The 24,680-nt window shown below is 68.3% G+C and carries 25 protein-coding genes; 9 read left to right on the top strand and 16 right to left on the bottom strand.

From position 1 onward, the window contains the following. Positions 1 to 166: 166 nt before the first annotated feature. Positions 167 to 1,258: a glycosyltransferase family 9 protein gene (locus tag ACPTTC_RS13575; protein WP_423393360.1), complete on the top strand. Its 1,092-nt coding sequence runs from the start codon at positions 167 to 169 to the stop codon at positions 1,256 to 1,258. A 178-nt stretch (positions 1,259 to 1,436) separates the two neighbouring features. Beyond that, positions 1,437 to 2,615, top strand: coding sequence for a glycosyltransferase family 9 protein (locus ACPTTC_RS13570; RefSeq protein ID WP_423392766.1), 1,179 nt, complete (start codon positions 1,437 to 1,439; stop codon positions 2,613 to 2,615). A 137-nt stretch (positions 2,616 to 2,752) separates the two neighbouring features. Here the strand turns inward: ACPTTC_RS13570 and ACPTTC_RS13565 are convergent, their stop codons facing one another. From ACPTTC_RS13565 to ACPTTC_RS13555, 3 genes are all read right to left on the bottom strand, one after another. After that, positions 2,753 to 4,036, bottom strand: a complete 1,284-nt coding sequence (locus ACPTTC_RS13565) for an O-antigen ligase family protein (RefSeq protein WP_423392765.1) — start codon at positions 4,034 to 4,036, stop codon at positions 2,753 to 2,755. A 128-nt stretch (positions 4,037 to 4,164) separates the two neighbouring features. Then, a complete protein-coding gene (locus ACPTTC_RS13560; protein ID WP_423392764.1) occupies positions 4,165 to 5,007 on the bottom strand; it encodes a glycosyltransferase family 2 protein in 843 nt (280 codons plus the stop codon). A 120-nt stretch (positions 5,008 to 5,127) separates the two neighbouring features. Beyond that, positions 5,128 to 5,880, bottom strand: a complete 753-nt coding sequence (locus ACPTTC_RS13555; protein WP_423392763.1) for a glycosyltransferase family 2 protein — start codon at positions 5,878 to 5,880, stop codon at positions 5,128 to 5,130. A 223-nt stretch (positions 5,881 to 6,103) separates the two neighbouring features. Between ACPTTC_RS13555 and msbA the strand changes: the two genes are divergently transcribed. Both msbA and ACPTTC_RS13545 read left to right on the top strand, forming a co-directional pair. After that, positions 6,104 to 7,855 (top strand): lipid A export permease/ATP-binding protein MsbA, encoded by a 1,752-nt coding sequence (msbA, locus tag ACPTTC_RS13550; RefSeq protein ID WP_226198871.1) that lies wholly within the window; start codon positions 6,104 to 6,106, stop codon positions 7,853 to 7,855. A gap of 94 nt (positions 7,856 to 7,949) precedes the next feature. Continuing rightward, a complete protein-coding gene (locus ACPTTC_RS13545; protein WP_423392762.1) occupies positions 7,950 to 8,330 on the top strand; it encodes an RcnB family protein in 381 nt (126 codons plus the stop codon). Positions 8,331 to 8,394: 64 nt separating this feature from the next. On the opposite strand, the gene ACPTTC_RS13540 is transcribed toward ACPTTC_RS13545, so the two are convergent. From ACPTTC_RS13540 to upp, 13 genes are all read right to left on the bottom strand, one after another. Beyond that, positions 8,395 to 8,961: an FUSC family protein gene (locus ACPTTC_RS13540; protein WP_423393359.1), complete on the bottom strand. Its 567-nt coding sequence runs from the start codon at positions 8,959 to 8,961 to the stop codon at positions 8,395 to 8,397. A 41-nt stretch (positions 8,962 to 9,002) separates the two neighbouring features. Beyond that, positions 9,003 to 10,262, bottom strand: coding sequence for an MFS transporter (locus tag ACPTTC_RS13535; protein WP_175005482.1), 1,260 nt, complete (start codon positions 10,260 to 10,262; stop codon positions 9,003 to 9,005). Continuing rightward, positions 10,259 to 11,221: a PRC-barrel domain-containing protein gene (locus tag ACPTTC_RS13530; RefSeq protein ID WP_226198824.1), complete on the bottom strand. Its 963-nt coding sequence runs from the start codon at positions 11,219 to 11,221 to the stop codon at positions 10,259 to 10,261. The genes ACPTTC_RS13535 and ACPTTC_RS13530 overlap by 4 nt, the downstream gene beginning before the upstream one ends. A gap of 299 nt (positions 11,222 to 11,520) precedes the next feature. Continuing rightward, positions 11,521 to 11,856: a YggL family protein gene (locus tag ACPTTC_RS13525; RefSeq protein ID WP_175951101.1), complete on the bottom strand. Its 336-nt coding sequence runs from the start codon at positions 11,854 to 11,856 to the stop codon at positions 11,521 to 11,523. 118 nt (positions 11,857 to 11,974) lie between these two features. Then, on the bottom strand, positions 11,975 to 13,444 hold the full coding sequence (gene rng / locus ACPTTC_RS13520) for a ribonuclease G (RefSeq protein WP_175951102.1): 1,470 nt from the start codon (positions 13,442 to 13,444) through the stop codon (positions 11,975 to 11,977). Between the two features lie 8 nt (positions 13,445 to 13,452). Beyond that, entirely contained in the window at positions 13,453 to 14,085 is a 633-nt protein-coding gene (locus ACPTTC_RS13515) for a Maf family protein (protein WP_175971482.1), read from the bottom strand. Between the two features lie 51 nt (positions 14,086 to 14,136). Further along, positions 14,137 to 14,607, bottom strand: coding sequence for a 23S rRNA (pseudouridine(1915)-N(3))-methyltransferase RlmH (gene rlmH / locus ACPTTC_RS13510; protein WP_011352746.1), 471 nt, complete (start codon positions 14,605 to 14,607; stop codon positions 14,137 to 14,139). Between the two features lie 25 nt (positions 14,608 to 14,632). Beyond that, positions 14,633 to 15,091 carry a ribosome silencing factor gene (gene rsfS, locus ACPTTC_RS13505; protein ID WP_423392761.1) on the bottom strand — a complete coding sequence of 153 codons (459 nt, stop codon included), beginning with the start codon at positions 15,089 to 15,091 and terminating at the stop codon, positions 14,633 to 14,635. Positions 15,092 to 15,095: 4 nt separating this feature from the next. Next, positions 15,096 to 15,824, bottom strand: coding sequence for a nicotinate-nucleotide adenylyltransferase (locus ACPTTC_RS13500; protein WP_423392760.1), 729 nt, complete (start codon positions 15,822 to 15,824; stop codon positions 15,096 to 15,098). Positions 15,825 to 15,833: 9 nt separating this feature from the next. Continuing rightward, the gene (gene hemF / locus ACPTTC_RS13495; RefSeq protein ID WP_423392759.1) at positions 15,834 to 16,757 is read right to left on the bottom strand and encodes an oxygen-dependent coproporphyrinogen oxidase; all 924 of its coding nucleotides are present in this window, start codon (positions 16,755 to 16,757) and stop codon (positions 15,834 to 15,836) included. 118 nt (positions 16,758 to 16,875) lie between these two features. Beyond that, complete coding sequence (gene purD, locus ACPTTC_RS13490) at positions 16,876 to 18,153, bottom strand: phosphoribosylamine--glycine ligase (RefSeq protein WP_039370477.1); 1,278 nt, start codon at positions 18,151 to 18,153, stop codon at positions 16,876 to 16,878. A gap of 104 nt (positions 18,154 to 18,257) precedes the next feature. Further along, positions 18,258 to 18,986: a YebC/PmpR family DNA-binding transcriptional regulator gene (locus tag ACPTTC_RS13485; protein ID WP_175951107.1), complete on the bottom strand. Its 729-nt coding sequence runs from the start codon at positions 18,984 to 18,986 to the stop codon at positions 18,258 to 18,260. 217 nt (positions 18,987 to 19,203) lie between these two features. Then, on the bottom strand, positions 19,204 to 19,854 hold the full coding sequence (gene upp, locus ACPTTC_RS13480; protein WP_011352740.1) for a uracil phosphoribosyltransferase: 651 nt from the start codon (positions 19,852 to 19,854) through the stop codon (positions 19,204 to 19,206). Positions 19,855 to 20,084: 230 nt separating this feature from the next. On the opposite strand from upp, the gene ACPTTC_RS13475 reads away from it, so the two are divergent. The 5 genes from ACPTTC_RS13475 to kdpA all read left to right on the top strand — a co-directional run bounded on the left by ACPTTC_RS13475 (position 20,085) and on the right by kdpA (position 24,663). Then, positions 20,085 to 20,864 (top strand): SDR family oxidoreductase, encoded by a 780-nt coding sequence (locus tag ACPTTC_RS13475; RefSeq protein WP_423392758.1) that lies wholly within the window; start codon positions 20,085 to 20,087, stop codon positions 20,862 to 20,864. Between the two features lie 54 nt (positions 20,865 to 20,918). Next, entirely contained in the window at positions 20,919 to 21,311 is a 393-nt protein-coding gene (locus ACPTTC_RS13470) for a methylglyoxal synthase (RefSeq protein ID WP_226198827.1), read from the top strand. Between the two features lie 178 nt (positions 21,312 to 21,489). Next, complete coding sequence (locus tag ACPTTC_RS13465) at positions 21,490 to 22,464, top strand: quinone oxidoreductase family protein (RefSeq protein WP_175971477.1); 975 nt, start codon at positions 21,490 to 21,492, stop codon at positions 22,462 to 22,464. A gap of 304 nt (positions 22,465 to 22,768) precedes the next feature. After that, positions 22,769 to 22,861, top strand: a complete 93-nt coding sequence (kdpF, locus tag ACPTTC_RS13460) for a K(+)-transporting ATPase subunit F (RefSeq protein ID WP_006752209.1) — start codon at positions 22,769 to 22,771, stop codon at positions 22,859 to 22,861. Beyond that, positions 22,858 to 24,663 (top strand): potassium-transporting ATPase subunit KdpA, encoded by a 1,806-nt coding sequence (gene kdpA / locus ACPTTC_RS13455; RefSeq protein WP_423392757.1) that lies wholly within the window; start codon positions 22,858 to 22,860, stop codon positions 24,661 to 24,663. The genes kdpF and kdpA overlap by 4 nt, the downstream gene beginning before the upstream one ends. Positions 24,664 to 24,680: the final 17 nt, after the last annotated feature.

The following is a 24,680-nucleotide window of genomic DNA, read 5'->3' as shown; positions in this document are numbered from 1 at the left end:
AACGCGGCGCTGACAGCCGCCTGTCCGGCGGGTGGCGCCGGTATCGCGCACATAAACGGGGGCGGGTCCGCGCGGCGATCGGCGACATGCGACCAGGCCATCCCGGAACCGGATGCGGTGGAATGGCCCGTCGCGACGACAAAAAACTGACAGTCACCACATGACCATGGCCAATGGGAACCCGACGCAGCGGATCCTCGTGATCCGGATTGATTTTCTGGGCGACATGCTTTGCACAACGGCGTTTCTCCGCGCGCTGAATGAGCGCTGGCCCGGCGCGGAACTCCATGTGGTCGCGAACCGCTACAACGCGGCCGCGCTGGCCGGAAACCCGGACGTGGACCTGATCCATACCTACGTCTATAGCCGTCAATGCGAGCGTAACGACCGTCCCGGGCGGATGCGCGCGTTCTTCGACCGGCTGCGGCTCGTGCGCCGCCTGCGTCGCTTGCGGTTCGACCTCGTGGTCGTGCCGAACGGCGGCATGCATCGCAGCAGCGTGCAGTTCGCGCGCCAGATCGGCGCGAAGGATTGCCGCTGGCACGATGCAGAGACCGAATTCGACGATCGCAAGCCCGATCATGTCGCGCAGCGGCCGATGTGCCACGAAGCGCTGTCGGGTTTCCGGCTCGTACCCGAACTCGGCCGCGCCGACGTCGACCGCCTCGCGTTGTCGGTTCATCCCGACCGCGCGCTGCAGGACGCGTGGCATCGGCTGCTCGGCGCGCGCACGAAGCCGCGCATCGGACTGTTCGTGACGAACAAGGCGGCCGAGCGTCGCTGGCCGGCGGATCGCTGGCGTGACCTCGCCGAGCGGCTTGCGCCGCACGCCGATGTGATCGTGTTCCGCGATCCGGCCGTCGGCCATGCCCCCGAGGACGACTCGTGGCGCGACGTGCGCGCGCGCCATGTCGCGCCGTCGTCGGTCTCCGAGCTGGTGGCCGCGGCGAGCCTGCTCGATGTGATCGTCTCCGCCGACAGCGCCCCCGTACATCTCGCATCGGCGCTCGGCGTGCCCGTCGCCGCGCTGTTCGAGGACCGTCCCGAAAAATACCTGCGCTGGCATCCGCTCGGTGTGCCGCATGTGATCCTGCGCGCCGGTGCGACCGTCGACGCGATCGGCGTCGACGCGGTCGAGCGTGCGGCGAATCATTTGCTGCCGCAGGCCAGTCATCGCGACGAACCGTTGGCTGACGCGGCACACGCGCGGCCGGCTGCTGCCGCTGCGACGCCGGTGATCATGACCGTCGCTTCGTAGCACCACGGGCATTGCAAGCACCGCGTACGCCACCGGCGCGCGGTGCGCCTGCCGCGCCGCGGCTCGCGAGCGGGGCCGTATCAGGGCAACCGCGCGGCCGATTCGCCATGTCGCGCCGGCTGCTGCAAAATCCTGTACATTGCCAGCCTTGTTCAGCCAGCCAGACACACCCATCGCCGTGGCCCTGTTTTCTTCCGCCCGCCCGCCCAGAACCATCCTCGTCGCCGCGCCGCGTCGCATCGGCGACGTGCTGCTGACGACGCCGCTCGTCCGTTCGCTGAAGGCCCGCTGGCCGGAAGCGCAGATCGACATGCTGGTGTTTCGCGGCACCGAAGGCGTGCTTGAGCACAATCCGGACGTGCGGCGCGTGATCGTCGTCGCGCAGCGCGCGGGGTTCCGCGAGCGACTGCGCGACGCGCTGTCGATGTGGCGACGCTACGATCTCGCATGCGCGGCGCTGAGTTCCGACCGGCCGCGTTTCTACAGCTGGTTCGCGGGCCGCAAGCGGGTGGGCCTCGTCGATCCGAACCGCGTGACGTGGCTCACGCGAATGATGCTGAACGGGATCGCGATCAATCACCACGAATCCGCGCATACGGTTGTCAGCACGCTCGCGCTTGCCCCCGTGATCGGCATCGAGCCGGTATCCGAGGTCGTCGCGCCCGGCATCGGCGACGATCCGGCGCGGCGCGCGCGCTTCGACGCGTGGCTTGCCGAATCGCCGGCGATCCGCGCCGGCAAGCCGCTGGTCGTCCTGCATCCGTATCCGATGTTCCGTTACAAGCAATGGCGGCTCGACGGCTGGGTCGAGATGATCGGCTGGCTGCGCGAGCACGGCTTCGCGATCGCGCTGTCGGGTGGCCCGGCGGACAGCGAGCGCGAGTATGCGGAGCAGATTGCGGCCGAAGCGGGCGGCGACGTGCTGAATCTGGTCGGCCGCCTGACGTTCGGCGAAAGCGCCGAACTCGTGCGGCGCGCACGGCTTTTCATCGGACCCGACACCGGCGCGACGCACGTCGCGGCCGCGACCGGCACCGACACGATCGCGCTGTTCGGCCCGTCCGACCCCGTCCGCTGGGGGCCGTGGCCGCAGCACTGGCCGGCCGCCGAAAATCCGTGGCCGCTGCGCGGCTCGGGTCGGCACGGGAATGTGTGGCTGCTGCAGGGGGAGGGCGATTGCGTGCCGTGCCGGCACGAGGGCTGCGAGCGCAAGGTCGACAGCCGCAGCGATTGCCTCGTCAATCTCGGTGCGCAGCGCGTGAAAATCGCGGCGGCCGAGATGCTCGGGCTGCATCCGCCGGGCCCGGCCGAAGCCGTCGTCGATACGTCGCGACTGCATCGCACGGGATCCGACTGACGCGCGGGCAACGCGCGTTTCCTGCCGGTTACAGGCGGCTTGTCTTGCGACGAGCCGGCCGTACGGCCCGTTTCCTTCGAATATGGCGAACGCCGAGGTGGCCGAAGCCGTCCGCCGGCGAAGCGTAGGCCTGCGCGTTACGCGCTGCGCCGGATCGCCGACGTTTCGCGCGGCAGCGCCTCGGTGCGCTCGCCGCAGCCGAGCAGGATGCCGGTCAGCAGCACGATCAGGTGCCCTTCGGCGAAATCGAGCAAGAGCGAATTGGCGAGGCTGCCGATCGCGAAGATCGCGAGCCAGCCGAGCAGCAGATGTCGCGAGCGCGGATCGAGCGTGCGGCTGCCGCGTGCGATCTGCACGATCAGGTTGATGAACAGCAGCAGGCCGACCGAGCCGAGCTGCACGGCCATCAGCAGGTATTCATTGTGCGGGTTCGACGTGAGCTGGCCTTCGGCTGCCGTCTTGCCGGCCGTGAGCTTCTCGAACTCCGTCTCGAGGCCGCCCGCGCCATAGCCGATCGCCGGGCGCTGGCGATACAGCTCGAGCCCCTTCTTGTACCACTCGAGGCGCAGCCCGGTGGGTGTCGCCGCGTCGCTCTGCCAGTATTGCTGGACTTCCGTCACGACCTTCACGAGCCGGCCGTTGTGGACCGTGCACGCGGCGACCACGAGCGCGATGCCTGCCAGCGCGAACACGGCGGCGGCGAGCCCCGCGCGCAGCGCCGACTGCTGGCGCAGCAGCAACACCACGAAACGCACGGCGATGACGAGGATCAGCAGCAGCGCGACGACCTGCCCGGTGCGTCCCTGCAGCATCACGAACACGTTGACGAGCGACCACGCGGCGACACCTGCATACGCGACGCGTGACAGCGTCGTGCGGGCCGCCAGCGCGAGATCGGCCGCCTGGTAGAACAGCAGCGCGCCGAACATGCCGGCGGCGATGTGGTTCTTGAACACCCACGCGCGTGACACCGGCAGTCCGCTCGCGTGCGCGGGCCCGATCGCGGTCAGGCCGAGATAGTTGGTGGTCGACAGCAGAAGGATCACGCATAGCGTGCCGAACCAGCAACGGCGCACGATCGGCGCCCAGTTCGAATGGCGGAAGGCGAGCACGGCGAACGGCAGCAGCAGCAGCTTGTCGTACTTGGCGACCCAGTTCCACGCCTTGTTGTGCGGTGCAACCGTATAGGTGACGCTGGCGGCCAGCGCGGCCAGGATCAGCAGCGCCGCGAGCGAGGCCGGGTCGGTGACGAACGAGCGCAGGTCGCGCCAGAATTCGGGGGAAATCACGAGCGCGGCGGCGAACAGCCCGCAGAACACATTGGTCAACGCGGTCGAGACGGGCACCATGCAGAGTGCGGCAACGGCGAATGCACGGGCGGCGGTCAGGCGCCGCGAGGCGGGAGCGGAAAACGAAAGCATCGGAACCTGTCGAATGGACGAATGCGGCTTGCGTACATCGTGCCGCGCGTCCCGGCAGGAGATCCGGGACGAACGGCGCAGAGTATACGCGAAGCAGGGCGCGTCTCCGTGCCGTTTTTGGGGCTCGATCAGCTGAGCGCGCGCTTGATCCGCGAGCGCAGCAGCGCGCGCTTCAGGTGCCCTTCGACGGCCGGCGTGTCGAGCGCGACGCGCGTGCCGGCCAGCTCGCCGCGATGCAGGTAGTAGCGGTCGAACGTCGCCTGGGTCATGCCCCATTTGTTAAGAAACTGGCGGCGACCGTCGTTCTTGACGATCTTGCCCGTGCTCTTCTGCTGGAAGTGGTAGACGAGGCTGTCGCCGACCCCGATGAAGATCCGGCAGCCGGCGTCCCAGATTTTCATCGAGAAGTCGTTGTCGCTGCTCATGCCGGGCGACAGCTCGCTGCTGTAGCCGCCGATCCGGTTCCACCAGTCGCGGTGCACGAGCGTCGGCGGCCAGGTCGAGCCGAGCCAGTCCGCGCGTACGAGCTTCGGGGCCGCCGCGACGAGGCCCGCCGCGTCGAAATGTTCGGCGTCGCGGCCGAAATTGCTGACCACGACGCACGGGTTGCGCGTGTCGACCGGCTCGACCATCGTGCCCGACAGCATGAAGAGATCGGTCGGCATCTGTTCGATGCGGCGCGCGAGCGCCGTGTCCCAGCCGGGGCAGCAGAACATGTCGTCGTTCATGTAAACGACGTAGTCGCGCGTTGCGCGCGCGGCGGCCCAGTTCACTGCGTGGCAGATGCCGATGTTGGTCGGCGACGCGGTGTGCTCGATGCCTTCGCTGCGCACCCAGTCGAGCGTGCCGTCCGAGCCGTCGTTCACGTGCACGATGATCTGGTGGTCGTACGCGGAGTGGCGGCGCAGGCTGTCGACGACGAGCTTGAGGTACGGCAGGTTGTTCCAGGTCGGAATGATGATGGAGAACATGGCGGTCGGATTCGGTAGTCGTCGTGGCGGGCGGCGCGTGGCGCCGCCGGTCGGTCGGGCGCGCGCGGCGCGGGCAGCCCGGCATTGTAACGCCGGGCCGGCCGCGCGCCGGGCGGGCGCTCAGCGCGGCCGTTGGTCGCCGAGCTTCAGGAAGCGGTAGTACACGGTTTCCGCATTGAACACGGCGATCATGAAGCCGGCGCGGCCGTCGAGGAAGCCGCGGCGCAGCACGTAGGTGCGCACGAACGCCCAGGCGCCGCGCGCGAGCGCCTTGCCGAAGCCGCCGCGCTGGCCGGCCGCGCGGCGCTGGCGCGCACCGGCCGTCGAATACGCGTCGAGCTTGCGCAGCACCGTTTCGAAATCCTCGTACGAGTAGTGCATCAGCTTGCCGGACAGGCGTTGCGCGGCGCCATCGAACACGAGGCGCTCGTGCACGAGATCGTCCGAGAAGCGCGCGGCGCCGCGCCGGAACAGGCGCGGGATCCAGTCCGGATACCAGCCGCTGTGATGGATCCACTGGCCGCAGAAGCTCGACAGCCGGTCGACCGCATAGATCTGCGCGGCCGGCGCGCGGATCGTGTCTCGGATCGACTGCGCGAGCTCCGGAGTGACGACTTCGTCGGTATCGAGGGACAGGATCCAGTCGGTGTCGAGCGCGTCGAGCGCGCGGTTCTTCTGCGGGCCGAAGCCCGGCCAGTCGCGCTCGACGATCACGCGCGCGCCGTGCGCCTGCGCGATCGCGACGGTATCGTCGGTGCTGCCGCCGTCGATGACGACGACGTCGTCGGCGAACGACAGCGCGGCAAGGCACTGGGCAAGCCGCGCGGACGCGTTGAGGGCGATGAGGGCGACGCCGAGGGAGGGTTCAGCCATGAAATCGTCGGAAAGGCGGAGAAAACGGTGAGCGGCAGTATACCCGCGGCTCGGCCGCCGCCCGTATCGGCCATGACCGTGCCGGTCGGGGCGGTGCGGCTATAATGTTGAGCCCTTTTCGGCACCCGCCCGACAGGGCGAAATCCCGGGCGGTCACGTCCGGGCGCCGCTTCGCGGCTCAAGAAGGATTGCCTTGGAAACCCAGAACACTCTTCGCAAACCGATGGACGGCACGGGCACCTCGCCCGTGACGGTCCTCAAGCGCCTGTGGCCGTACATCCGGCCGCTGATCGGCATCGTGGTGCTCGCCGTGATGACGATGGGCGTCGTCGCGGCCACCGAGGCCGGTATCCCGGCGCTGCTCAAGCCGCTCCTCGACCACGGCTTCGGCTCGCACGGCAGCGATCGCGCGAAATGGTACGTGCCGATGGCCGTGATCGGGCTCGCGCTCGTGCGCGGCGTGTCGCAGTACGCGTCGAATTACCTGCTCAACTACGTGTCGAACCGCATCCTGCTGCAACTGCGGCTCGAGATGTTCCAGCGGATGCTGCACACCGGCGCGTCGTTTTTCCAGCGCGAGACGGCGAGCACGGTGATCAACGCGATCGTGTTCGAGGTCAACCAGATCCTGTCGGTGCTGACCGGCGTGATGGTCACGCTCGTGCGCGATTCGCTGACGGTGATCTTCCTGCTCGGCTACCTGTTCTACCTGAACTGGCGGCTCACGCTGATCGTCGCGGTGATCCTGCCGGGCATCGGCTGGCTCGTCAGCAAGATCAATCGCCGCCTGCGCCGCCTGAACCGCGAGCACCAGACGCTGACCAACGAGCTGTCGTACATCGTCGAGGAGACGGTCGGCGGCTACAAGGTCGTCAAGGTGCACAACGGCGAAGCGTACGAGATGGGCCGCTTCACGCAGATGAGCAAGCGCCTGCGCGGCTACGCGATGCGCATGACGATCTCCGGCGGCCTCGCGCAGCCGCTTACGCAGTTCCTCGCGTCGATCGCGCTCGCGGTCGTGATCACGATCGCGGTCGTGCAGTCGTCGAACGACCAGACGACGGTCGGCGGCTTTGTCGCGTTCGTCACGTCGATGCTGCTGGTGATCTCGCCGCTCAAGCACCTGATCGATGTCAACCAACCGCTCCAGCGCGGGATGACGGCCGCCGAGCTGATCTTCGGGCTGATCGACGAACCGGCCGAACCGCAGGGCGGCGGCCGGCCGCTGGCGCAGGCGCGCGGCGACATCGAGTTCCGCAACGTGTCGTTCGACTACGGCGCGGCCGAGCGGCCGACGCTCGACCGCATCTCGTTCAAGGTCGCGCCGGGTGAAATGATCGCGCTCGCGGGCCCGTCCGGCAGCGGCAAGACGACGCTCGTGAACCTGCTGCCGCGCTTCTTCGACCCGACCGACGGTGCGATCCTGGTCGACGGCGTGCCGGTTGCCGACTACGACCTCCACGCGTTGCGCGGCCAGATGGCGATGGTCAGCCAGGACGTCGTGCTGTTCAACGACACGATTGCCGCGAACGTCGCGTACGGGCAGACGCCCGATCGCGCGCGCGTGCAGGCCGCGCTCGAGGCTGCGAACCTCGCCGATGCGGTCGCCGCGATGCCCGACGGGCTCGACACGCTCGTCGGCGGCAACGGGATGCGGCTGTCCGGCGGCCAGCGCCAGCGGCTCGCGATCGCGCGCGCGATCTACAAGGACGCGCCGATCCTGATCCTCGACGAAGCGACGTCGGCGCTCGACTCGGAATCGGAGCGCCACGTGCAGGCCGCGCTCGAACGGCTGATGGAAGGCCGCACGACGCTCGTGATCGCGCACCGGCTGTCGACGATCGAGCGTGCGGACCGCATCCTCGTGCTCGAGGCCGGCAAGATCGTCGAAGAGGGCAGCCACGACGAATTGCTGCGCCGCGGCGGCCTTTACGCGCACCTGCACCGGATCCAGTACCAGCAGCAGGCGGCGTAACACCCGGTCACGCGGCCGCGCGATACCGTGTGCTAGTCTTCATCGGGTAGTCCGAGTGGTTTCGTTCGACGTGACAACACGGAGGGAAGGCACGATGAAGAAGATGCACGGGATGATGTTGGCGGTGCTGATCGCGGCGGGTTTCGCCGCGCCGGCCGCGATGGCGCAGGATCACGACAACCGCAACGACCAGGGCGACCACGGCATGCAGCACGGCCATGGTCCGAAGCGCATGCCGCCGGGCCAGATGCGCCACGAGGAAGACGTGCCGCCGCGCTGGGCCGACCAGCCGCGCCGCGAGTGGCACAAGGGCGACCGGCTTCCCCCCGAGTTCCGCGATCGCCAGTATGTGATCGACGATTGGCGCGGCTATCACCTGAGCCCGCCGCCGCGCGGCTATCAATGGGTCGGCGTCGGCGGGGATCACCTGCTGGTGCAGATCGGCTCCGGTATCGTGCTGCGGATCGGTGACTGACCTGGCCGGCTGCCCGACACGGATTGCGATGCCGCGATCCGTGCCGGGCAGCCGGTTCACCGTGTCACTTTGCCGCTGCGTGGCGGAACCAGCGGCGCTCGATTTTCGACATCACCCAGCACACGCCCAGCGCACACACGGTGCCGAGCGTCACCTCGCCAAGCCGCATCAGCGGAATGTCCCACAGCGGGCCGTTGCCCGGAAACAGCAGCACGATCGTCGCGGTCACGCCGCCGAGCCGTGCCGCGCTGCCGACGTTCAGGCACCAGCAGCAGACGATCACGACCGCGACGGTGATCGCATACGCGACGAGGCGGTCGCCGCCGAGCGCCGCGCCGGCGAAGCCGAGCACGCCGCCGACCATGGCGCCGATGAACTGGTCGCGCGACAGCGACATCGTGTCCGAGTAGTTGTGCTGTGTCACGGCGATCGCCGTGATCGACGCCCACACGGCCTGCTCGGTGTGCAGCGCGCGGCCGATCACATACGCGAGACATGCGCCGCACACGGCCTGCAGCGCCATCCACGCGCCTTGCGCGAGCCGTTCGCTGAATGACAGCCCCTTGAACAAATCGAAGATCGACTGCTGGATCTGCTGGCGGGCTTCATTGAGTGTCCTGATCGTATCCATCATGTGTTGGCCAAGAAGCGGGTAACGGCGGCGCGCCGGCGTCAGCGCGCCTGTTCGGGCGATGCGGCGGCCGGTTCGTCGGCGGCTGCGTCACCGTTCTCGACGCGCGTTTCGGGCATCACGAGCCAGACCAGCAGCACCGCGAGCGCCCCGGCGCCGGCGAGCCCGAAGAAGCTCACGGCGTTGCCGAAGTGATCGGCGACGTAGCCGGCCGCGGCCGTGCTGAGCGTCGCGCCGATCCCGGCCGCGAGCCCGAACAGCCCGATGCACAGGTTGTAGCGTCCCTTGCCGCCCGCGACGTCGGCCGCGATCAGCGGCAGCATCACGCCGAACACGGCCGCGCTGATGCCGTCGAGCATCTGCACCGGCACCAGCAGGTAGGGGCTGCTCACGCCGGCGAACAGCAGCGCGCGCACCGGCAGTGCCGAGAACCCGAGCAGCAGGATCGGTCTGCGCCCCCAGCGTTGCGCGGAGCGGCCGACCCACGGCGACAGCATCGCGACGATCGCCTGCGGCACGATGATGCACGCGGCGATCACGAGCTGTACGTTCTCGCCCATCCCGGCCGTGACTTCGCCGGCCGCGAGGTTCAGCATTGCCGCGTTCGACAGGTGGAACAGCACGACGCACGCCGCGAAGATCAGCATCCGGCGGTCGCGCAGCAGCTCGAGCAGCGTTTCGCGTTCGCCGGCTTCGTCGTGGTCGTCGGGCTTCGACGACTGCGGGATCACCTCGTGTGTCGGCTGGATCATCGCGAGTGCGAACAGCGCGGGCAGCGCGAGCACGGCGGTCAGCCAGAACACCGCGCGTGCGGAGAAGTATTCGCCGGTGAGCCCCATCAGGCCCGCCGCGACCGCGCTGCCGATCGACGCCCAGCGCGCGTTGCGGCCGAGCCGGTCGCCGAGGTCGGCGCGGCCGACGAGCGAGAACGAGATCGCGGCCATTGCCGGCACGAGCATGCAGCTCGCGAAGCCGTGGAACACCTCGGCGGCGATCACCGGCACGATCGTCGGGCTCGACGCGAGCAGCACCGCGGACAGGATGATGGCCGCGATCGCCCACGCGGCCGCGCCTTTCTTGTTCTTCAGCGCATCGACGGCCGCGCCGCCCGGCACCTGGCTGACCATCGCGCTGATCGTGCCGATCGACAGCACCATGCCGATCTCGCCCTGCGTCCACTTGTGCGACGCGAGGTAGGACGCGATGAACGGACCGAACCCTGTTTGAACGTTTGCAACGAAGAAGTTGAGCCAGTCGAGGGACCGCAGACTGCGTACGCTGACGGAATGCTTGATCGTCATCGGGTCGCGCTCGCAGAGGAAGCCGGTGCCGGGGCAACGGGCGGGAAAACCGCGACGATCGGCTTGTCGGCCGCGTAGGGCGGCGATGCCTTGATCTGCGCGTCGTTCAGGTCGAGCTGCGGACGCAGCGCCTTGTCGCGCGTGACGAAGCGCAGCGCACCCCAGCTCGCGGCGATCGAACGGCGGTCGGTATTGACGAGGCCGCCGAGGTCGAGCACGACTGCCTGCGGCTGCGATGCGCGGTCGATCAGCACGTCGACGATACGGCCGATCTTCGTGCCGTTCGGGCGCTCGACGTCGCTGTCGAGCAACGGCAGTCGCGTCGCGGGTGAGGCAGCGGCCGAACCCGACAGCGGCACGGCCTTGGGCCGCGCGGCCGGCGGCAGGTCACCCGACGGCACGTCGAGCACGATCGGCTCCTGTTTGCCGCCCGGCGTGAAGCGGAACACGTTCCACGGGAAGATGACCTTGCGGTCGCCGACACCCATGAAGCCCTGCAGGTTGACGACCATCTCGCGCGGCTTGCCGCTCGCGTCGGTCACCATGTCGACCGCGCGGCCGATCACCTTGCCGTTGCGGCGCGCGACTTCGCTGTCGAGCAACGCATGGATCTGGGTGCGGTCGAGCGGGCGCGTCGCGACGATCGGCGGGGGCGGCGGCGGTGGCGGTGTCGGCGATTCGGGGCGCTGCACGGGCTTCGGCCGCGCGACTTCGCGGTGCGGCTTCTTCGGCGCCTCCGGTTCCCCCGGGTGCGTCGGTGCGGGCACGGGCGGCATCGTCAGCGGTTCGCCGGCGGTTTCCTCGATGGGCTCGACGAGCGCCTCGCTGATCGGCGCAGGCGGATTCTGGACCGGCAGCAGCCCGCAGCCGGACAGCAGCGCGGCGGCGGCGAGAATCAGGAAGACCGTCGAGGACGGCAACGACTTGCGGGATGCGGGAAACGGAAGTCCGCCGCTCATTGACACTCACTCCATGGGTCGGGGGCGGCACGAGGGCACGCGGCTGGCGATGGATGGCGGGTGCGGGCGGCGCACCACGCGAGGTGAGAGTTTAACGTGTCTTGCTTTCAGGACCGATTTTGATGGCTTGCTGGAGGCGGACTGTCGGGAAAAGGAAGGGATCGCGGCGCGAATTGTGTGAGTGGGTGGCGGGGGGGGAGGCGCGACAGCGGAGGCGGAGGGAACGGGGCGGCGCCGGCCTCGCCCGCCGTGGCGGCGGGCAGGCGCGGGCGCTGCGCGAGGGGCGTGAAACCGGAAGCTCAGGCTTCCGGGTACCACGCGTCGGTGAATTCGCTGACCTTGACGTCGGTCAGTTCCGGCCGTGCGGCCAGCCAGCCGCGCACGAGTTCGCGGTCGGCGTCGGTCGTCGTGCCGCGCGGTGCGCCGGAAATCACGTAAGCGCCGATGCCTTCGTCCGCCGACGCGACGGTCAGCAGTCCGTTCGCTTCGACGAAGTCGATGAACGCGTCGATCAGCTGGCCGCGTTCGAGGTCGGACATCTCGTTGCGGTAATGCGCGGTGGCGTTGAACGCGAGTTCCTGGAATTCGCCGATGTGGAGTTTCTTGCGCTGGCGGCGGTTGTGGCCTTGGCTCATGGTGTGCGTTGAATGCGAAAAGGGTAGTAGAAAAAGGGCGGCAGCGGGTGCCGTCGGGGCGGCCCGGGTGCCGCATCGAAGCGCCGCGCGGCGATGCCGGCGGCGGATGGACGGAACGTTACATCAGCACGATATCGTACTGCTCCTGGCTCAGGTTCGACTCGACCTGCAGCGACACCGGCTTGCCGATGAAGTCGATCAGCATCGCGAGATGCTGCGATTCCTCGTCGAGGAACAAATCGATCACCTGTTGCGCGGCGATCACGCGGAATTCGCGCGGGTTGAACTGCCGTGATTCACGCAGGATCTCGCGCAGGATGTCGTAGCACACGGTGCGCGACGTCTTCACCTGGCCCTTGCCCTGGCAGGTCGGGCACGGCTCGCACAGCACGTGCGCGAGCGATTCGCGCGTGCGCTTGCGCGTCATCTCGACGAGCCCGAGCTGCGAGAACGTGTTGACCGTCACGCGCGTGCGGTCGCGCGACAGTGCCTTCTTCAGTTCGGACAGCACCGCGTCGCGATGCTCGGCGTTCTCCATGTCGATGAAGTCGATGATGATGATCCCGCCGAGGTTGCGCAGCCGCAACTGCCGCGCGATCGTGTGCGCGGCCTCGAGGTTGGTCTTGAAGATCGTGTCGTCGAAGTTGCGCGCGCCGACATAGCCGCCCGTGTTCACGTCGATCGTCGTCATCGCCTCGGTCTGGTCGATCATCAGGTAACCGCCCGATTTCAGGTCGACGCGGCGCGACAGCGCGCGCTGGATCTCCGTCTCGATGTTGTACAGGTCGAACAGCGGCCGCTCGCCCGTGTAGTGGTGCAGCTTCGCGCTCACGGCCGGCGTGAACTCGGACGCGAATTCGGAGAGGCGCTGGTACGTCTCGCGCGAATCGACCTGGATGCGCGTCGTGTCGTCGTTCGCGAAATCGCGCAGCACGCGCTGCGCGAGATCGAGATCCTGGTACAGCAGGCTCGTCGCCGGCAGCCGCTGCGCCTGCGCGACGATCGTCGCCCAGGTCTTGCGCAGGTAAGCGACGTCGCCGGCCAGCTCGTCGGAGGTCGCATCCTCGGCGATCGTGCGCACGATGTAGCCGCCCTTTTCGTCCGGCGGGATCACGGCCGTCAGGCGCGCGCGCACGGCCTCGCGCTCGGCCTCGCTCTCGATCTTCTGCGAGATGCCGATATGCGGCTCCTGTGGCAGGTAGACGAGCGTGCGGCCCGCGATGCTGACCTGCGTCGACAGCCGCGCGCCCTTCGTGCCGATCGGATCCTTGATCACCTGGACCATCAGCGTCTGGCCTTCGAACACGGTCTTCTCGATCGGCTGGTGCGGCGTGTTCGACTGCGGCTCGCCCGCGAGGCGCGGGTGCCAGATGTCGGCCACGTGCAGGAACGCCGCGCGCTCGAGGCCGATGTCGATGAACGCCGACTGCATGCCCGGCAGCACGCGCACGACCTTGCCGAGATAGATGTTGCCGACCCGCCCGCGCGACAGCGTGCGCTCGACGTGAAGCTCCTGCACCGCGCCTTGCTGGACGAGTGCGACCCGCGTTTCCTGCGGCGTGAGGTTGATCAGGATTTCTTCGTTCATGGTGGGATTCAGAAGGCGACGCGCGCGGCGCGCAACAGCGCCGCGGTCTCAAAAAGGGGCAGACCCATGATACCTGAATGGGAACCGTCGATTCGCTCGATGAATTCGGCGGCGCGCCCCTGGATCGCGTACGCGCCCGCCTTGCCGAACGGCTCGCCCGATTCGACATAGCGCGCGTACGCGTCGCGCGACGCTGCCGCGAAGCGCACCGACGAGCGCGACAGCGCGGGCGGCAGCAGTTCGCCGCTCGCGTCGATCACGGCGACGGCGGTCAGCACCGCGTGTTCGCGGCCCGCGAGGCGCGTCAGCATCGCGAGCGCGTCGGCGGCATCGGCGGGCTTGCCGAGGATCGCGCCGTCGATCGTCACGGTTGTATCGGCAACCAGCACGGGTGCGGCGGGCTTGCCGCTCGCGACGAGGCGCGCACGCGCGGCTTCGGCCTTCGCGACGGTCACCCGCCGCACGTAAGCATCGGCGGCCTCGCCGGGCAGTTCGGCTTCGAGCGCCTCGGCGTCCTCGTCGGGGCGTGGCAGCAGCAGTTCGAAGCGTACGCCGATCTGCTGCAGCAGCTCCTGGCGGCGCGGACTTTGCGAAGCGAGGTAAAGGAACGGGAAAAGCGCGGGGGGCGTGCTGGACGGCATGGTGTCGTTATCTCGGTGTGCGCACGTGGCGCGCGTCTCGAGGACGACACGTCATGCGCGGTGGTAGGGGTGATTCTGCGTGATGCTCCACGCCCGGTAAAGCTGTTCGGCGAGCAGCACGCGCACCATCCCGTGCGGCAGCGTCATGCTCGAGATGCGCAGCAGCGTATCGGCACGCGCTTTCAGTTCCGGATCGAGCCCGTCGGCGCCGCCGATCACGAACGCGACGTCGCGGCCGTCCTGCTGCCAACCGGGCAGTGCCTGAGCGAGCTGCATCGTGGTCCAGTCGCGGCCGCGCTCGTCGAGCGCGACGAGGCGCGCGCCCTTCGGCAACGCGGCCTCGATCTTCTGCCGCTCGGCCGCCATCACGCTTTCGGCGCTGCGGCCGCCCGAACGCAGTTCGGGCTTGATCTCGCGCAACTCGATGCGCAGCTCGGGCGGCATCCGCTTCGTGTATTCGTCGAAGCCGGACGCGATCCAGCCCGGCATCTTGTGGCCGACCGCAAGGATGAAAAGCTTCATCGGGAGAGGCGTAACGACTCGGGGCTCAACGGCGGCGGGCGGCCGTCTTGCGTGCCGGGCGTGCGGGCGCGGCTTCCTCTTCCTCTTCCTCTTCGTCTTCGCCGCCTTCGCTGGCCGTGGCGAAGCCGCTCCCCTTGCCGCCGCCGAGCTTCATCCGCACGGGCTTGTCGCCCCAGATTTCCTCGAGGTTGTAGTACTGGCGCAGGGCCGGTTGCAGGATGTGCACGACCGCGTCGCCGCAGTCGACGAGCACCCATTCGCCGGTGTCTTCGCCTTCGGAACTGACGATGTCGCCGCCGGCTTCCTTGACCTTGTCACGCACGCTCGACGCGAGCGCCTTGGTCTGGCGGTTGGAGGTGCCCGAAGCGACGACCACGCGGTCGAACAGTTCGGTCAGGTGGCTGGTGTTGAACACCTTGATGTCTTGCGCCTTGACGTCTTCGAGGGCGTCGACGATCACGCGCTGCAGTTTGCGAATATCCATGGATTCAGGAATGGTAGAGGCGATGTTGAAGAATATAGGCCCATACGGCGGCCGGCACATGCTCGGCCGACGCGTCGGGCATTTGCGCATGGCGCGCGATGCATTCGCGCAGGTGGGCGCGGATGTCGGTCGCGGCAATGTCGAACGAAAGGGTCGTATCGATCAGCAGACGGCCTGCCGGCGTGGCCTTCAGCACGTCGGCGCCGGCCTGCCGCGCGGCGATTTCCTGCGCGACGTCCGGCGGCGCCGCGCCGAGGTCGAACCCCGGGCGCGTCGACACGCAGATGTGCGCGTAGTCGAACAGCTTGCGCCAGTCGCGCCACGTGTCGAGGCGCACGAGCTGGTCGGCGCCGATCAGCAGCGACAGCGACGCGTCCGGGCCGATCCGCTCGCGCCAGCGCGCGAGCGTCTCGACCGTGTAGGTCGGGCCGGCGTGCTCGATCTCGTCGGTGGCGACGGTCACGGTCACGCCCGGCACGGACAGCGAGCCGGCGGCCGCGCGCGTCATCGCGAGCCGATGCTCGGCGGCCGACACGTCGCGCTTCTGGTACGGCTGCCCGGCGGGCAGCAGTACGAGTTCGGTCAGGCCGAGCAGTTCGGCGAACCGGCGCGCGAGCGCGAGATGGCCGTCGTGGATCGGGTCGAAAGTGCCGCCCAGCAAGCCGATACGACGCGGCAGCGGGGCGGGGCGGGCGGTGGTGTCCAGAAACGCGTCCTTTTCTTGAAGCAGCACGCGTGCGGGTCAGACCCAGTCGCGCGGCACGATGAAGTCGCTGTACAGGCGCGCTTCGGGCGTTCCCGGCTCGGGCTGCCAGTTGTAGCGCCAGTTCGCGACCGGCGGCATCGACATCAGGATCGACTCGGTCCGGCCGCCGCTTTGCAGGCCGAACAGCGTGCCGCGGTCGAACACGAGGTTGAATTCGACGTAGCGGCCGCGGCGGTATGCTTGGAAGTCGCGCTCGCGCTCGCCGTACGGCAGCTCGGCGCGGCGTTCGACGATCGGCAGGTAGGCCTGCAGGAACGCGTCGCCGACGCTTTGCATCATATCAAACGAGCGTTCGAAACCGGGCTCCGAGAAATCGTCGAAGAAGATCCCGCCAATGCCGCGCATCTCGTTGCGGTGCTTCAGGAAGAAATACTCGTCGCACCATTTCTTGAAGCGCGGGTAGAGTTCGACGCCGAACGGGTCGAGCGCATCCTTGCAGGTCTGGTGGAAATGGCGGGCGTCGTCCTCGAAACCGTAAACCGGTGTCAGATCCATGCCGCCGCCGAACCAGAACACGGGCTCTTCGCCCGGTTTCGTCGCGATCAGCATCCGCACGTTCATGTGCACGGTCGGGCAATACGGATTGCGCGGGTGCAGCACCAGCGACACGCCGAGCGCCTCGAAGCCGCGGCCCGCGAGCTGCGGGCGTGCCGCGCTCGCCGACGGCGGCAGCGCATCGCCCGCGACGTCGGAAAAGCCGATTCCCGCGCGTTCGAACACGCGGCCGCCTTCGAGAATCCGCGTGCAGCCGCCGCCGCGCAGGCGTTCGGCCGGCCCGCGCTGCCATGCGTCGGTCGCGAGCCGCGTGCCGTCGAGCGCGCCGAGCGCGTCGGCGATGCGTGTCTGCAGGCTCTGGAGGTACGTGCGCACGCGCGCTACGTCGTAGGTCGAATCGGTCATGTCTGGACTGGGCGCCCCCGCCCGAAGCGGGGGCCGTAAAAAAAGCCTCTGCCGGGCATTCTAACGAACCCCGGCAGAGGGGCCGCCGCCGCACGAGGGCGGGGCGGCGATCGCGACGTCAAGCGCTCTTGCGGTTGAGCGCGCGGAAGCCGATGTCGCGGCGGTACTGCATGCCTTCGAAATTGATCTGGTTGATCGTCTCGTACGCATGCTGCTGCGCTTCGCGCACCGAATCGGCGAGACCGACCACGCACAGCACGCGGCCGCCGGACGTCGTCAGCTTGTCGCCGTCGAGCGTCGTGCCTGCATGGAACGTGACGGCCTGTTCGGTCTCGGCCGGGATCCCGTTGATGCGGTCGCCCTTGCGCGGCGCGTCCGGATACCCGTGCGCGGCCAGCACGACGCCCAGCGCGGTGCGGCGGTCCCAGTCGAGCTCGACCGTGTCGAGCGTGCCCGCGATCGCCTGCTCGACGACCTTCGAGAAATCGCTCTTCAGGCGCGCCATGATCGGCTGCGTTTCCGGGTCGCCCATCCGGCAGTTGAACTCGAGCGTGCGCGGATTGCCTTCCTTGTCGATCATCAGGCCCGCATACAGGAAGCCCGTGAAGCGGATGCCGTCCTTCTCCATCCCGCGCACGGTCGGCATGATGATCTCGCGCATCACGCGTGCATGCATCTGCGGCGTGACGATCGGCGCGGGCGAATACGCCCCCATGCCGCCGGTGTTCGGGCCGCGATCCTCGTCGAGCAGGCGCTTGTGGTCCTGGCTGGAAGCCAGCGCCAGCGCGTGCTTGCCGTCGACCATCACGATGAAGCTCGCTTCCTCGCCATCGAGGAATTCCTCGATCACGACGCGCGCGCCGGCGTCGCCGAGCTTGTTGCCCGACAGCATCATGTCGACGGCTTCGTGTGCTTCTTCCAGCGTCATCGCGACGACGACACCCTTGCCGGCCGCGAGGCCGTCGGCCTTCACGACGATCGGCGCGCCCTTCGCGTCGATGTACGCGTGCGCGGCGGCCACGTCGGAGAACGTCTCGTACTCGGCGGTCGGGATGCCGTGGCGCTTCATGAACGCCTTCGCGAAATCCTTCGAGCTCTCGAGCTGCGCGGCTTCGCGGGTCGGGCCGAAGACCTTCAGGCCGCGCGCGCGAAACAGGTTGACGATGCCGGCCGCGAGCGGCGCTTCCGGCCCGACGAGCGTGAACGCGACGCCTTCGCGTTCCGCGAAATCGGCGAGTTCGTCGAGCGCCGTGATGTCGACGTTCTTCAGACGCTCGTCCTGCGCCGTGCCGCCATTGCCGGGTGCGACGTAGACCATCTGGACGCGCGGCGACTGCGCGAGCTTCCACGCCAGCGCATGTTCGCGGCCGCCGGAACCGACGACGAGTAGTTTCATGGGATTCCCCGCAGACTAGAAAACAGGGCGGCCGGCACGCTCAGGCGCGCCGGCCGCGGATTCGGTCGGGCCGCCGCCGCGACAGGAGCACGGCGGCCGGCACATCATTCCTCGACGATGACGGCGTTCGTATACACGTCCTGCACGTCGTCGAGGTTCTCGAGCGCGTCCAGGAGCTTCTGCATCTTCGCCGCGTCGTCGCCGGTGAATTCGACTTCGTTCTGCGGCTTCATCGTCACTTCGGCGAGTTCGGCCTTGAAGCCCGCGGCTTCGAGCGCGTCCTTCACCGCCGAGAATGCCTGCCAGTCGCACAGCACTTCGATCGAACCGTCGTCGTTCGTGTTCACGTCGTTCGCGCCGGCTTCGAGCGCGGCTTCCATCAGCGCGTCTTCCGACGTGCCCGGTGCGAACAGGAACTGGCCGACGTGATCGAACATGAACGCGACCGAGCCGTCGGTGCCCATGTTGCCGCCGAACTTCGAGAACGCATGGCGGACTTCCGCGACCGTGCGGGTGCGGTTGTCGGTCAGCGTGTCGACGATGACCGCCGCGCCGCTGATGCCGTAGCCTTCGTAGCGGATTTCCTCGTAGTTCGCGCCATCCGCGCCGCCGACGCCGCGATCGATCGCGCGCTTGACGTTGTCCTTCGGCATGTTCGCGTCGGCCGCCTTGTCGACCGCGAGACGCAGGCGCGGGTTCGAGCTGACGTCGCCGCCGCCGAGGCGCGCCGCGACCTGGATTTCCTTGATGAGGCGGGTCCAGATCTTGCCGCGCTTCGCGTCGGCCGCTGCCTTCTTATGCTTGATGTTGGCCCATTTCGAATGACCAGCCATACCTTTCTCCGTGCCCGGGCGCGCTGCGCGGGCGATTGTTTCAATGTGTCGTTGAATCGGCGGCCGTTTCGGCGGGCATGAAGCCGCGGGGCCGCGCGTGTCGAGTGGATCGAGATTTTATCACGCGGCGACTGCCTGATCGGGGCCGCCGCGCATGGCCGGACGGCCAGGCAGGCCGCCACGAGCCGGGCCGCGCGCCGCGCGGCCGTGCCGGTGCTCAGTTCTTGGTGCCGAACAGGCGGTCGCCCGCGTCGCCGAGGCCCGGCACGATGTACGCATGCTCGTTCAGGTGCGAATCGAGCGACGCGACGAACAGCTTCACGTCCGGGTGCGCGTCCTGGAACACCTGCACGCCTTCGGGGGCGGCGACCAGCGCGACGAACATGATGTTCGCGGCCGGCACGTTGCGGCGCTTGAGCACGTCGACCGCGTGCACGGCCGAGTAGCCGGTCGCGACCATCGGGTCGCACAGGATGAAGATGCGGTCTTCCAGGTCCGGCAGGCGCACCAGGTATTCGACCGGGCGGTGGTCGTCGGCGCGGTACACGCCGATGTGGCCGACGCGCGCGGACGGAACCAGGTCGAGCAGGCCGTCCGACATCCCGATGCCCGCGCGCAGCACCGGCACGATCGCCAGTTTCTTGCCCGCGATCACCGGCGCGTCGACCTCGACGAGCGGGGTTTCGACCCGCTTGGTCGTGATCGGCAGGTTGCGGGTGATCTCGTAACCCATCAGCAGCGTGATTTCGCGCAGCAGCTCGCGGAACGTGCGCGTGGACGTGTCCTTGTCGCGCATGTGCGTGAGTTTGTGCTGGATCAGCGGGTGATCGGTGATGAAGAGATTCGGGAAACGGCTGTCCTGTTTCATGACGGGGGCGCCTTGGCGGCAAAAGAGGATCGGGGGCGGCGGCGGGCGCAAGCCGGCCGCGCGCTTATGTCCGCAATTTTACCAAGGCGCGCCGCACGATCCGGATAATATCGACGTCTCACGACAATCCGCGCGCCCGCGCCCGACCGATTGCCGGCCTGACCCGCCCGGGGTCCATGCGCCGGCGCGACGGGGCCGAACCGGTGCGTGTCGCCACCAAGGAATCGACGATGGATCTCGGTATCGAAGGAAAGACCGCGCTCGTGTGCGCGGCAAGCAAGGGGCTCGGCCGTGGCTGCGCGCAAGCGCTGGCCGCCGAGGGCGTGAACCTCGTGATCGTCGCGCGCACGCGCGACACGCTGGAGGAAACCGCGGAGGAGATCCGCGCCGGCGCGAACGTGTCGGTGACCGTGGTCGCCTGCGACATCACGACGCCGGACGGGCGCGCGGCCGCGCTCGCCGCGTGCCCGCAGCCGGACATTCTCGTGACGAATGCCGGCGGGCCGCCGCCCGGCGACTTCCGCGACTTCTCGCACGACGACTGGATCCGCGCGCTCGAATCGAACATGCTGACGCCGATCGAGCTGATCCGCGCGACCCTCGACGGGATGATCGCGCGCGGTTTCGGCCGGATCGTCAACATCACGAGCTCGGCCGTGAAGGCGCCGATCGACGTGCTCGCGCTGTCGAACGGCGCGCGCTCGGGGCTGACCGGCTTCGTCGCGGGGCTGTCGCGCAAGGTCGCGGGGCAGGGCGTGACGATCAACAACCTGCTGCCGGGCCTGTTCGACACCGACCGGATCGCGACCACGCTCGCCGCGTCGGCGAAGGCGCAGGGCGTGAGCGTCGACGAGATGCGCGCGCGGCGCACGAAGGACATTCCGGCCGGCCGCCTCGGCACGCGCGAAGAGTTCGGCGCGGCGTGCGCGTTCCTGTGCAGCGTGCATGCCGGCTACATCACCGGGCAGAACTGGCTGCTCGACGGCGGCGCGTATCCGGGCACGTTCTGACGCGCCCCCTCGCATCACGATCACGACCACAACCGAACGACGAAGGAATCGGAGATGAGCAAACCCCGCATCGCACTGATTGCGCACGACGCGAAGAAGGACGAGATCGTCGCGCTCGTGGGTCAATTTCGCGCGACGCTCGCGCAATGCCGGCTGGTCGCGACGGGCACGACGGGCGGCCGCATCGCGGCCGCGCACGGGCTGGAGGTCGAGCGCAAGCTGTCGGGGCCGCTCGGCGGCGACCTGCAGATCGGCGCCGAGCTGGCCGAAGGCCGCGTCGACATCGTCGTGTTCCTGCGCGACCCGATGACCGCTCAGCCGCACGATCCCGACATCACCGCGCTCGTGCGCGCGTGCGACGTGCACGACGTGCCGATCGCGACCAACGTCGCGACCGCGCGGATGCTGCTCGACGATCTGGCTCGGAACATGGAGGACGTTTGCTAGGCGCTGCCCGCGCCTGATTGCCCCTGCTATCGGCAGGGCCATGCATGGATGGCCGCGGCGCGCGAGAATCGGGCGTCGCGATACGGTCCTGCCGTCCGGTTCACGGATGAATCGGCCGGCTCCGCGTATCGCCGACCCGGATTTTTCCCTGACCGAATCAGAAACGAGGAGCGAAACGATGCCGAAAGCAATCCGATACGACCAGCCGGGCGGCCCGGACGTGATGAAGTGGGTCGATGTCGACGTCGGCGAACCGAAGGCGGGTGAAGTCCGTATCCGGCAGCACGCGGTCGGCCTCAACTACATCGACGTCTATTTCCGCACCGGCCTTTACCCGCAAGCGCTGCCCGGCGGTCTCGGGATGGAGGCGGCGGGCGAGGTGACGGCCGTCGGCGAAGGCGTGACCGCGCTCAAGCCGGGCGACCGCGTCGCGTACGTCGGGCAGCCGCCGGGCGCGTACGCGCAGGAGCGCGTGATGCCGGCCGAGCGGCTCGTGAAGCTGCCTGACGGCATCGGCTACGACGACGCGGCGTCGGTGATGCTGCAGGGCCTGACCGCGCACTACCTGCTGCGCCGCACGTATCCGGTGAAAGCCGGCGACACGATCCTGATCCACGCGGCGGCCGGCGGTGTCGGCCTGCTCGTGTGCCAGTGGGCGAAGGCGCTCGGCGCGACCGTGATCGGGACGGTCGGCTCCGACGAGAAAGCCGCGCTCGCGAAGGCGCACGGTTGCGACCATCCGGTCGTCTACACGCGCGAGAACTTCACGCAGCGCGTGAAGGAGATCACGAACGGCGCGGGCGTGCCGGTCGTCTATGACTCGATCGGCAAGGACACCTACATCGGCTCGCTGGACAGCCTCGCGCCGCTCGGGCTGTTCGTCAGCTTCGGCAATGCGTCGGGCCCGCTGCCGCCGATCGATTCGAAGGAATTCTCGTCGCGCGGCTCGCTGTTCTTTACGCGGCCCACGCTGTTCTCGTACATCGCGAAGCGCGCCGATCTCGAATCCGCCGCCGCCGAGTTGTTCGACGTGCTGCTGTCGGGCAAGGTGAAGACGAGCATCAACCAGCGCTATCCGCTCGCGGAAGTCGGCCGCGCGCATGAGGATCTCGAAGCGCGCAAGACCACCGGCTCGACGATCCTCGTTCCCTGAGCTGCCTCCTCGTGCCGGCGCCCTGCCGGCACGCGCTTCTCCGGACGGCGCCACGGCGCCGTCCGTCCCGCTTCCCGCCGTCCTCCACTGAATGCCGCGTTTACGCGTTTTTTATACGCGCCCCGATACCTTTGACCCGTCCTTTACGTGCGTTCCCATAAGGTTCTAGTCGTCTGACTTCGACGACGGAGAACACAAAAATGGATGGGGTTTTTATCGGCGCCCTGGTGCTTTTCACCGCGCTGATCCTCGGTTTGATTGCCGGTTGCGAGAAGCTCGTGCAATACGGTCGCGGGGGGCGAGCATGACCTGGATGCTTTGGCTGGCGGGCGCCTCGACGGCCCTGCTGTTCGCGTACCTCGTCTTTGCGCTGCTGCGCGCGGAGGACATCGAATGAACGCGAACAACCTGTTGCAATCGCTGCTGTTCATCGTCGTGCTGCTGGCGGCGGCCGTTCCGGTCTCCCGCTACCTGACGGCGGTGATGGATGGCAGTTCGCGCGTCGTGCGCGTGTTCGGGCCGCTCGAACGCGCGCTGTACCGCATCGCCGGCGTCGACGCCGGCAGCGAGATGAACTGGAAGCAGTACGCGATCGCGACGATCGCGTTCAACGCGCTTGGCGCGTTGTTCCTCTATGGCCTGCTGCGCCTGCAGGGCTTCCTGCCCGGCAACCCGCAGCAGTTCGGTGCGATGACGGTCGACGGCGCGTTCAACACGGCCATCAGCTTCGTCACCAACACGAACTGGCAGGACTACACGCCGGAGCAGACCGTCAGTTATCTGGCGCAGATGCTCGGCTTCACCGTGCAGAACTTCCTGTCGGCAGCGACTGCCATCGCGGTCGTGGTTGCGCTGATCCGTGGCTTCGCGCGACATACGTCGCAGACCATCGGCAACTTCTGGGTCGACCTCACGCGCGTGACGATGTACGTGCTCGTGCCGATGTCGATGATCATCGCCGCGCTGCTGATGAGCCAGGGCGTGATCCAGAACATGAAGGCGTACCAGGACGTGCCGGTGCTGCAGGCCAGCACCTATGCGGCGCCGAAGCTCGACGCGCAGGGCAACCCGGTGAAGGACGACAAGGGCAACCCGGTGACGGTGCCGACCCCGCTCACGAAGCAGACGCTCGCGATGGGCCCGGTCGCGTCGCAGGAAGCGATCAAGATGCTCGGCACCAACGGTGGCGGCTTCTTCAACGCGAACTCGGCGCACCCGTACGAGAACCCGACGCCGTTCGCGAACTTCCTGCAGATCTTCTCGATCCTGATCATCCCGGCCGCGCTGTGCCTCGTGTTCGGCCGCGTGATCGGCGACCGCCGGCAGGGCATCGCGGTGCTCGCGGCGATGACGGTTGCGTTCGCGGTCGCGGTCGGCGTCGAGGTCAACGCCGAGCAGGGCGGCAACCCGACGCTCGCCGCGCTGCACGTCGACCAGTCGGCGAGCACGCTGCAGCCGGGCGGCAACATGGAAGGCAAGGAAACGCGTTTCGGGATCGCGCAGAGCGGCATCTTCACGGTCGCGACGACGGCCGCGTCGTGCGGCGCGGTCGACACGATGCACGATTCGCTGACGCCGCTCGGCGGCCTCGTGCCGATGCTGCTGATGCAGCTCGGCGAGGTGGTCTACGGCGGGGTCGGCTCGGGGCTCTACGGGATGCTCGTGTTCGCGCTGCTCGCGGTGTTCGTCGCCGGCCTGATGATCGGCCGCACGCCGGAATACGTCGGCAAGAAGATCGAGTCCTACGAGATGAAGATGGTGTCGATCGTCGTGCTGCTCACGCCGCTGCTGGTGCTGGTCGGCACGTCGGTCGCCGTGCTCGCCGATGCGGGCAAGGCCGGCATCGCGAACCCGGGGCCGCACGGCTTCTCGGAAATCCTGTACGCGTTCAGCTCGGCCGCCAACAACAACGGCAGCGCGTTCGCGGGCCTGACGGTCGGCACGCCGTTCTACAACTGGATGACCGCGATCGCGATGTGGTTCGGCCGCTTCGGCACGATCGTGCCGGTGCTGGCGATCGCCGGCTCGCTGGCCGCGAAGAAGCGCATCGCGGTGACGAGCGGCACGCTGCCGACGCACGGTCCGCTGTTCGTCGTGCTGCTGCTCGGCACCGTGCTGCTGGTGGGCGCGCTGACCTACGTGCCGGCGCTTGCGCTCGGCCCGGGTGTCGAGCACCTGATGATGTGGCTGGGCGCGTGATGCGCGCCCGCATGGCG

It is taken from the genome of Burkholderia mycopellens, from assembly GCF_964265025.1.
Taxonomy (GTDB): domain Bacteria; phylum Pseudomonadota; class Gammaproteobacteria; order Burkholderiales; family Burkholderiaceae; genus Burkholderia.
The sequence above is the reverse complement of the archived record's forward strand: the minus strand, read 5'-3'. Positions and strand labels throughout refer to the sequence as shown.

What these genes read in the sequence shown, in the direction of transcription:
- hemF (WP_423392759.1), bottom strand. Translation starts at nt 16,757, where the DNA reads ATGACCGATTCGACCTACGACGTAGCGCGCGTGCGCACGTACCTCCAG.
- rng (WP_175951102.1), bottom strand. Translation starts at nt 13,444, where the DNA reads ATGAACGAAGAAATCCTGATCAACCTCACGCCGCAGGAAACGCGGGTC.
- ACPTTC_RS13565 (WP_423392765.1), bottom strand. Translation starts at nt 4,036, where the DNA reads ATGCTTTCGTTTTCCGCTCCCGCCTCGCGGCGCCTGACCGCCGCCCGT.
- ACPTTC_RS13555 (WP_423392763.1), bottom strand. Translation starts at nt 5,880, where the DNA reads ATGGCTGAACCCTCCCTCGGCGTCGCCCTCATCGCCCTCAACGCGTCC.
- ACPTTC_RS13515 (WP_175971482.1), bottom strand. Translation starts at nt 14,085, where the DNA reads ATGCCGTCCAGCACGCCCCCCGCGCTTTTCCCGTTCCTTTACCTCGCT.
- kdpA (WP_423392757.1), top strand. Translation starts at nt 22,858, where the DNA reads ATGAACGCGAACAACCTGTTGCAATCGCTGCTGTTCATCGTCGTGCTG.
- rsfS (WP_423392761.1), bottom strand. Translation starts at nt 15,091, where the DNA reads ATGGATATTCGCAAACTGCAGCGCGTGATCGTCGACGCCCTCGAAGAC.
- ACPTTC_RS13575 (WP_423393360.1), top strand. Translation starts at nt 167, where the DNA reads ATGGCCAATGGGAACCCGACGCAGCGGATCCTCGTGATCCGGATTGAT.
- ACPTTC_RS13560 (WP_423392764.1), bottom strand. Translation starts at nt 5,007, where the DNA reads ATGTTCTCCATCATCATTCCGACCTGGAACAACCTGCCGTACCTCAAG.
- ACPTTC_RS13485 (WP_175951107.1), bottom strand. Translation starts at nt 18,986, where the DNA reads ATGGCTGGTCATTCGAAATGGGCCAACATCAAGCATAAGAAGGCAGCG.
- ACPTTC_RS13530 (WP_226198824.1), bottom strand. Translation starts at nt 11,221, where the DNA reads ATGAGCGGCGGACTTCCGTTTCCCGCATCCCGCAAGTCGTTGCCGTCC.
- kdpF (WP_006752209.1), top strand. Translation starts at nt 22,769, where the DNA reads ATGACCTGGATGCTTTGGCTGGCGGGCGCCTCGACGGCCCTGCTGTTC.
- ACPTTC_RS13540 (WP_423393359.1), bottom strand. Translation starts at nt 8,961, where the DNA reads ATGGATACGATCAGGACACTCAATGAAGCCCGCCAGCAGATCCAGCAG.
- purD (WP_039370477.1), bottom strand. Translation starts at nt 18,153, where the DNA reads ATGAAACTACTCGTCGTCGGTTCCGGCGGCCGCGAACATGCGCTGGCG.
- rlmH (WP_011352746.1), bottom strand. Translation starts at nt 14,607, where the DNA reads ATGAAGCTTTTCATCCTTGCGGTCGGCCACAAGATGCCGGGCTGGATC.
- ACPTTC_RS13475 (WP_423392758.1), top strand. Translation starts at nt 20,085, where the DNA reads ATGGATCTCGGTATCGAAGGAAAGACCGCGCTCGTGTGCGCGGCAAGC.
- upp (WP_011352740.1), bottom strand. Translation starts at nt 19,854, where the DNA reads ATGAAACAGGACAGCCGTTTCCCGAATCTCTTCATCACCGATCACCCG.
- msbA (WP_226198871.1), top strand. Translation starts at nt 6,104, where the DNA reads ATGGACGGCACGGGCACCTCGCCCGTGACGGTCCTCAAGCGCCTGTGG.
- ACPTTC_RS13470 (WP_226198827.1), top strand. Translation starts at nt 20,919, where the DNA reads ATGAGCAAACCCCGCATCGCACTGATTGCGCACGACGCGAAGAAGGAC.
- ACPTTC_RS13545 (WP_423392762.1), top strand. Translation starts at nt 7,950, where the DNA reads ATGAAGAAGATGCACGGGATGATGTTGGCGGTGCTGATCGCGGCGGGT.
- ACPTTC_RS13525 (WP_175951101.1), bottom strand. Translation starts at nt 11,856, where the DNA reads ATGAGCCAAGGCCACAACCGCCGCCAGCGCAAGAAACTCCACATCGGC.
- ACPTTC_RS13535 (WP_175005482.1), bottom strand. Translation starts at nt 10,262, where the DNA reads ATGACGATCAAGCATTCCGTCAGCGTACGCAGTCTGCGGTCCCTCGAC.
- ACPTTC_RS13465 (WP_175971477.1), top strand. Translation starts at nt 21,490, where the DNA reads ATGCCGAAAGCAATCCGATACGACCAGCCGGGCGGCCCGGACGTGATG.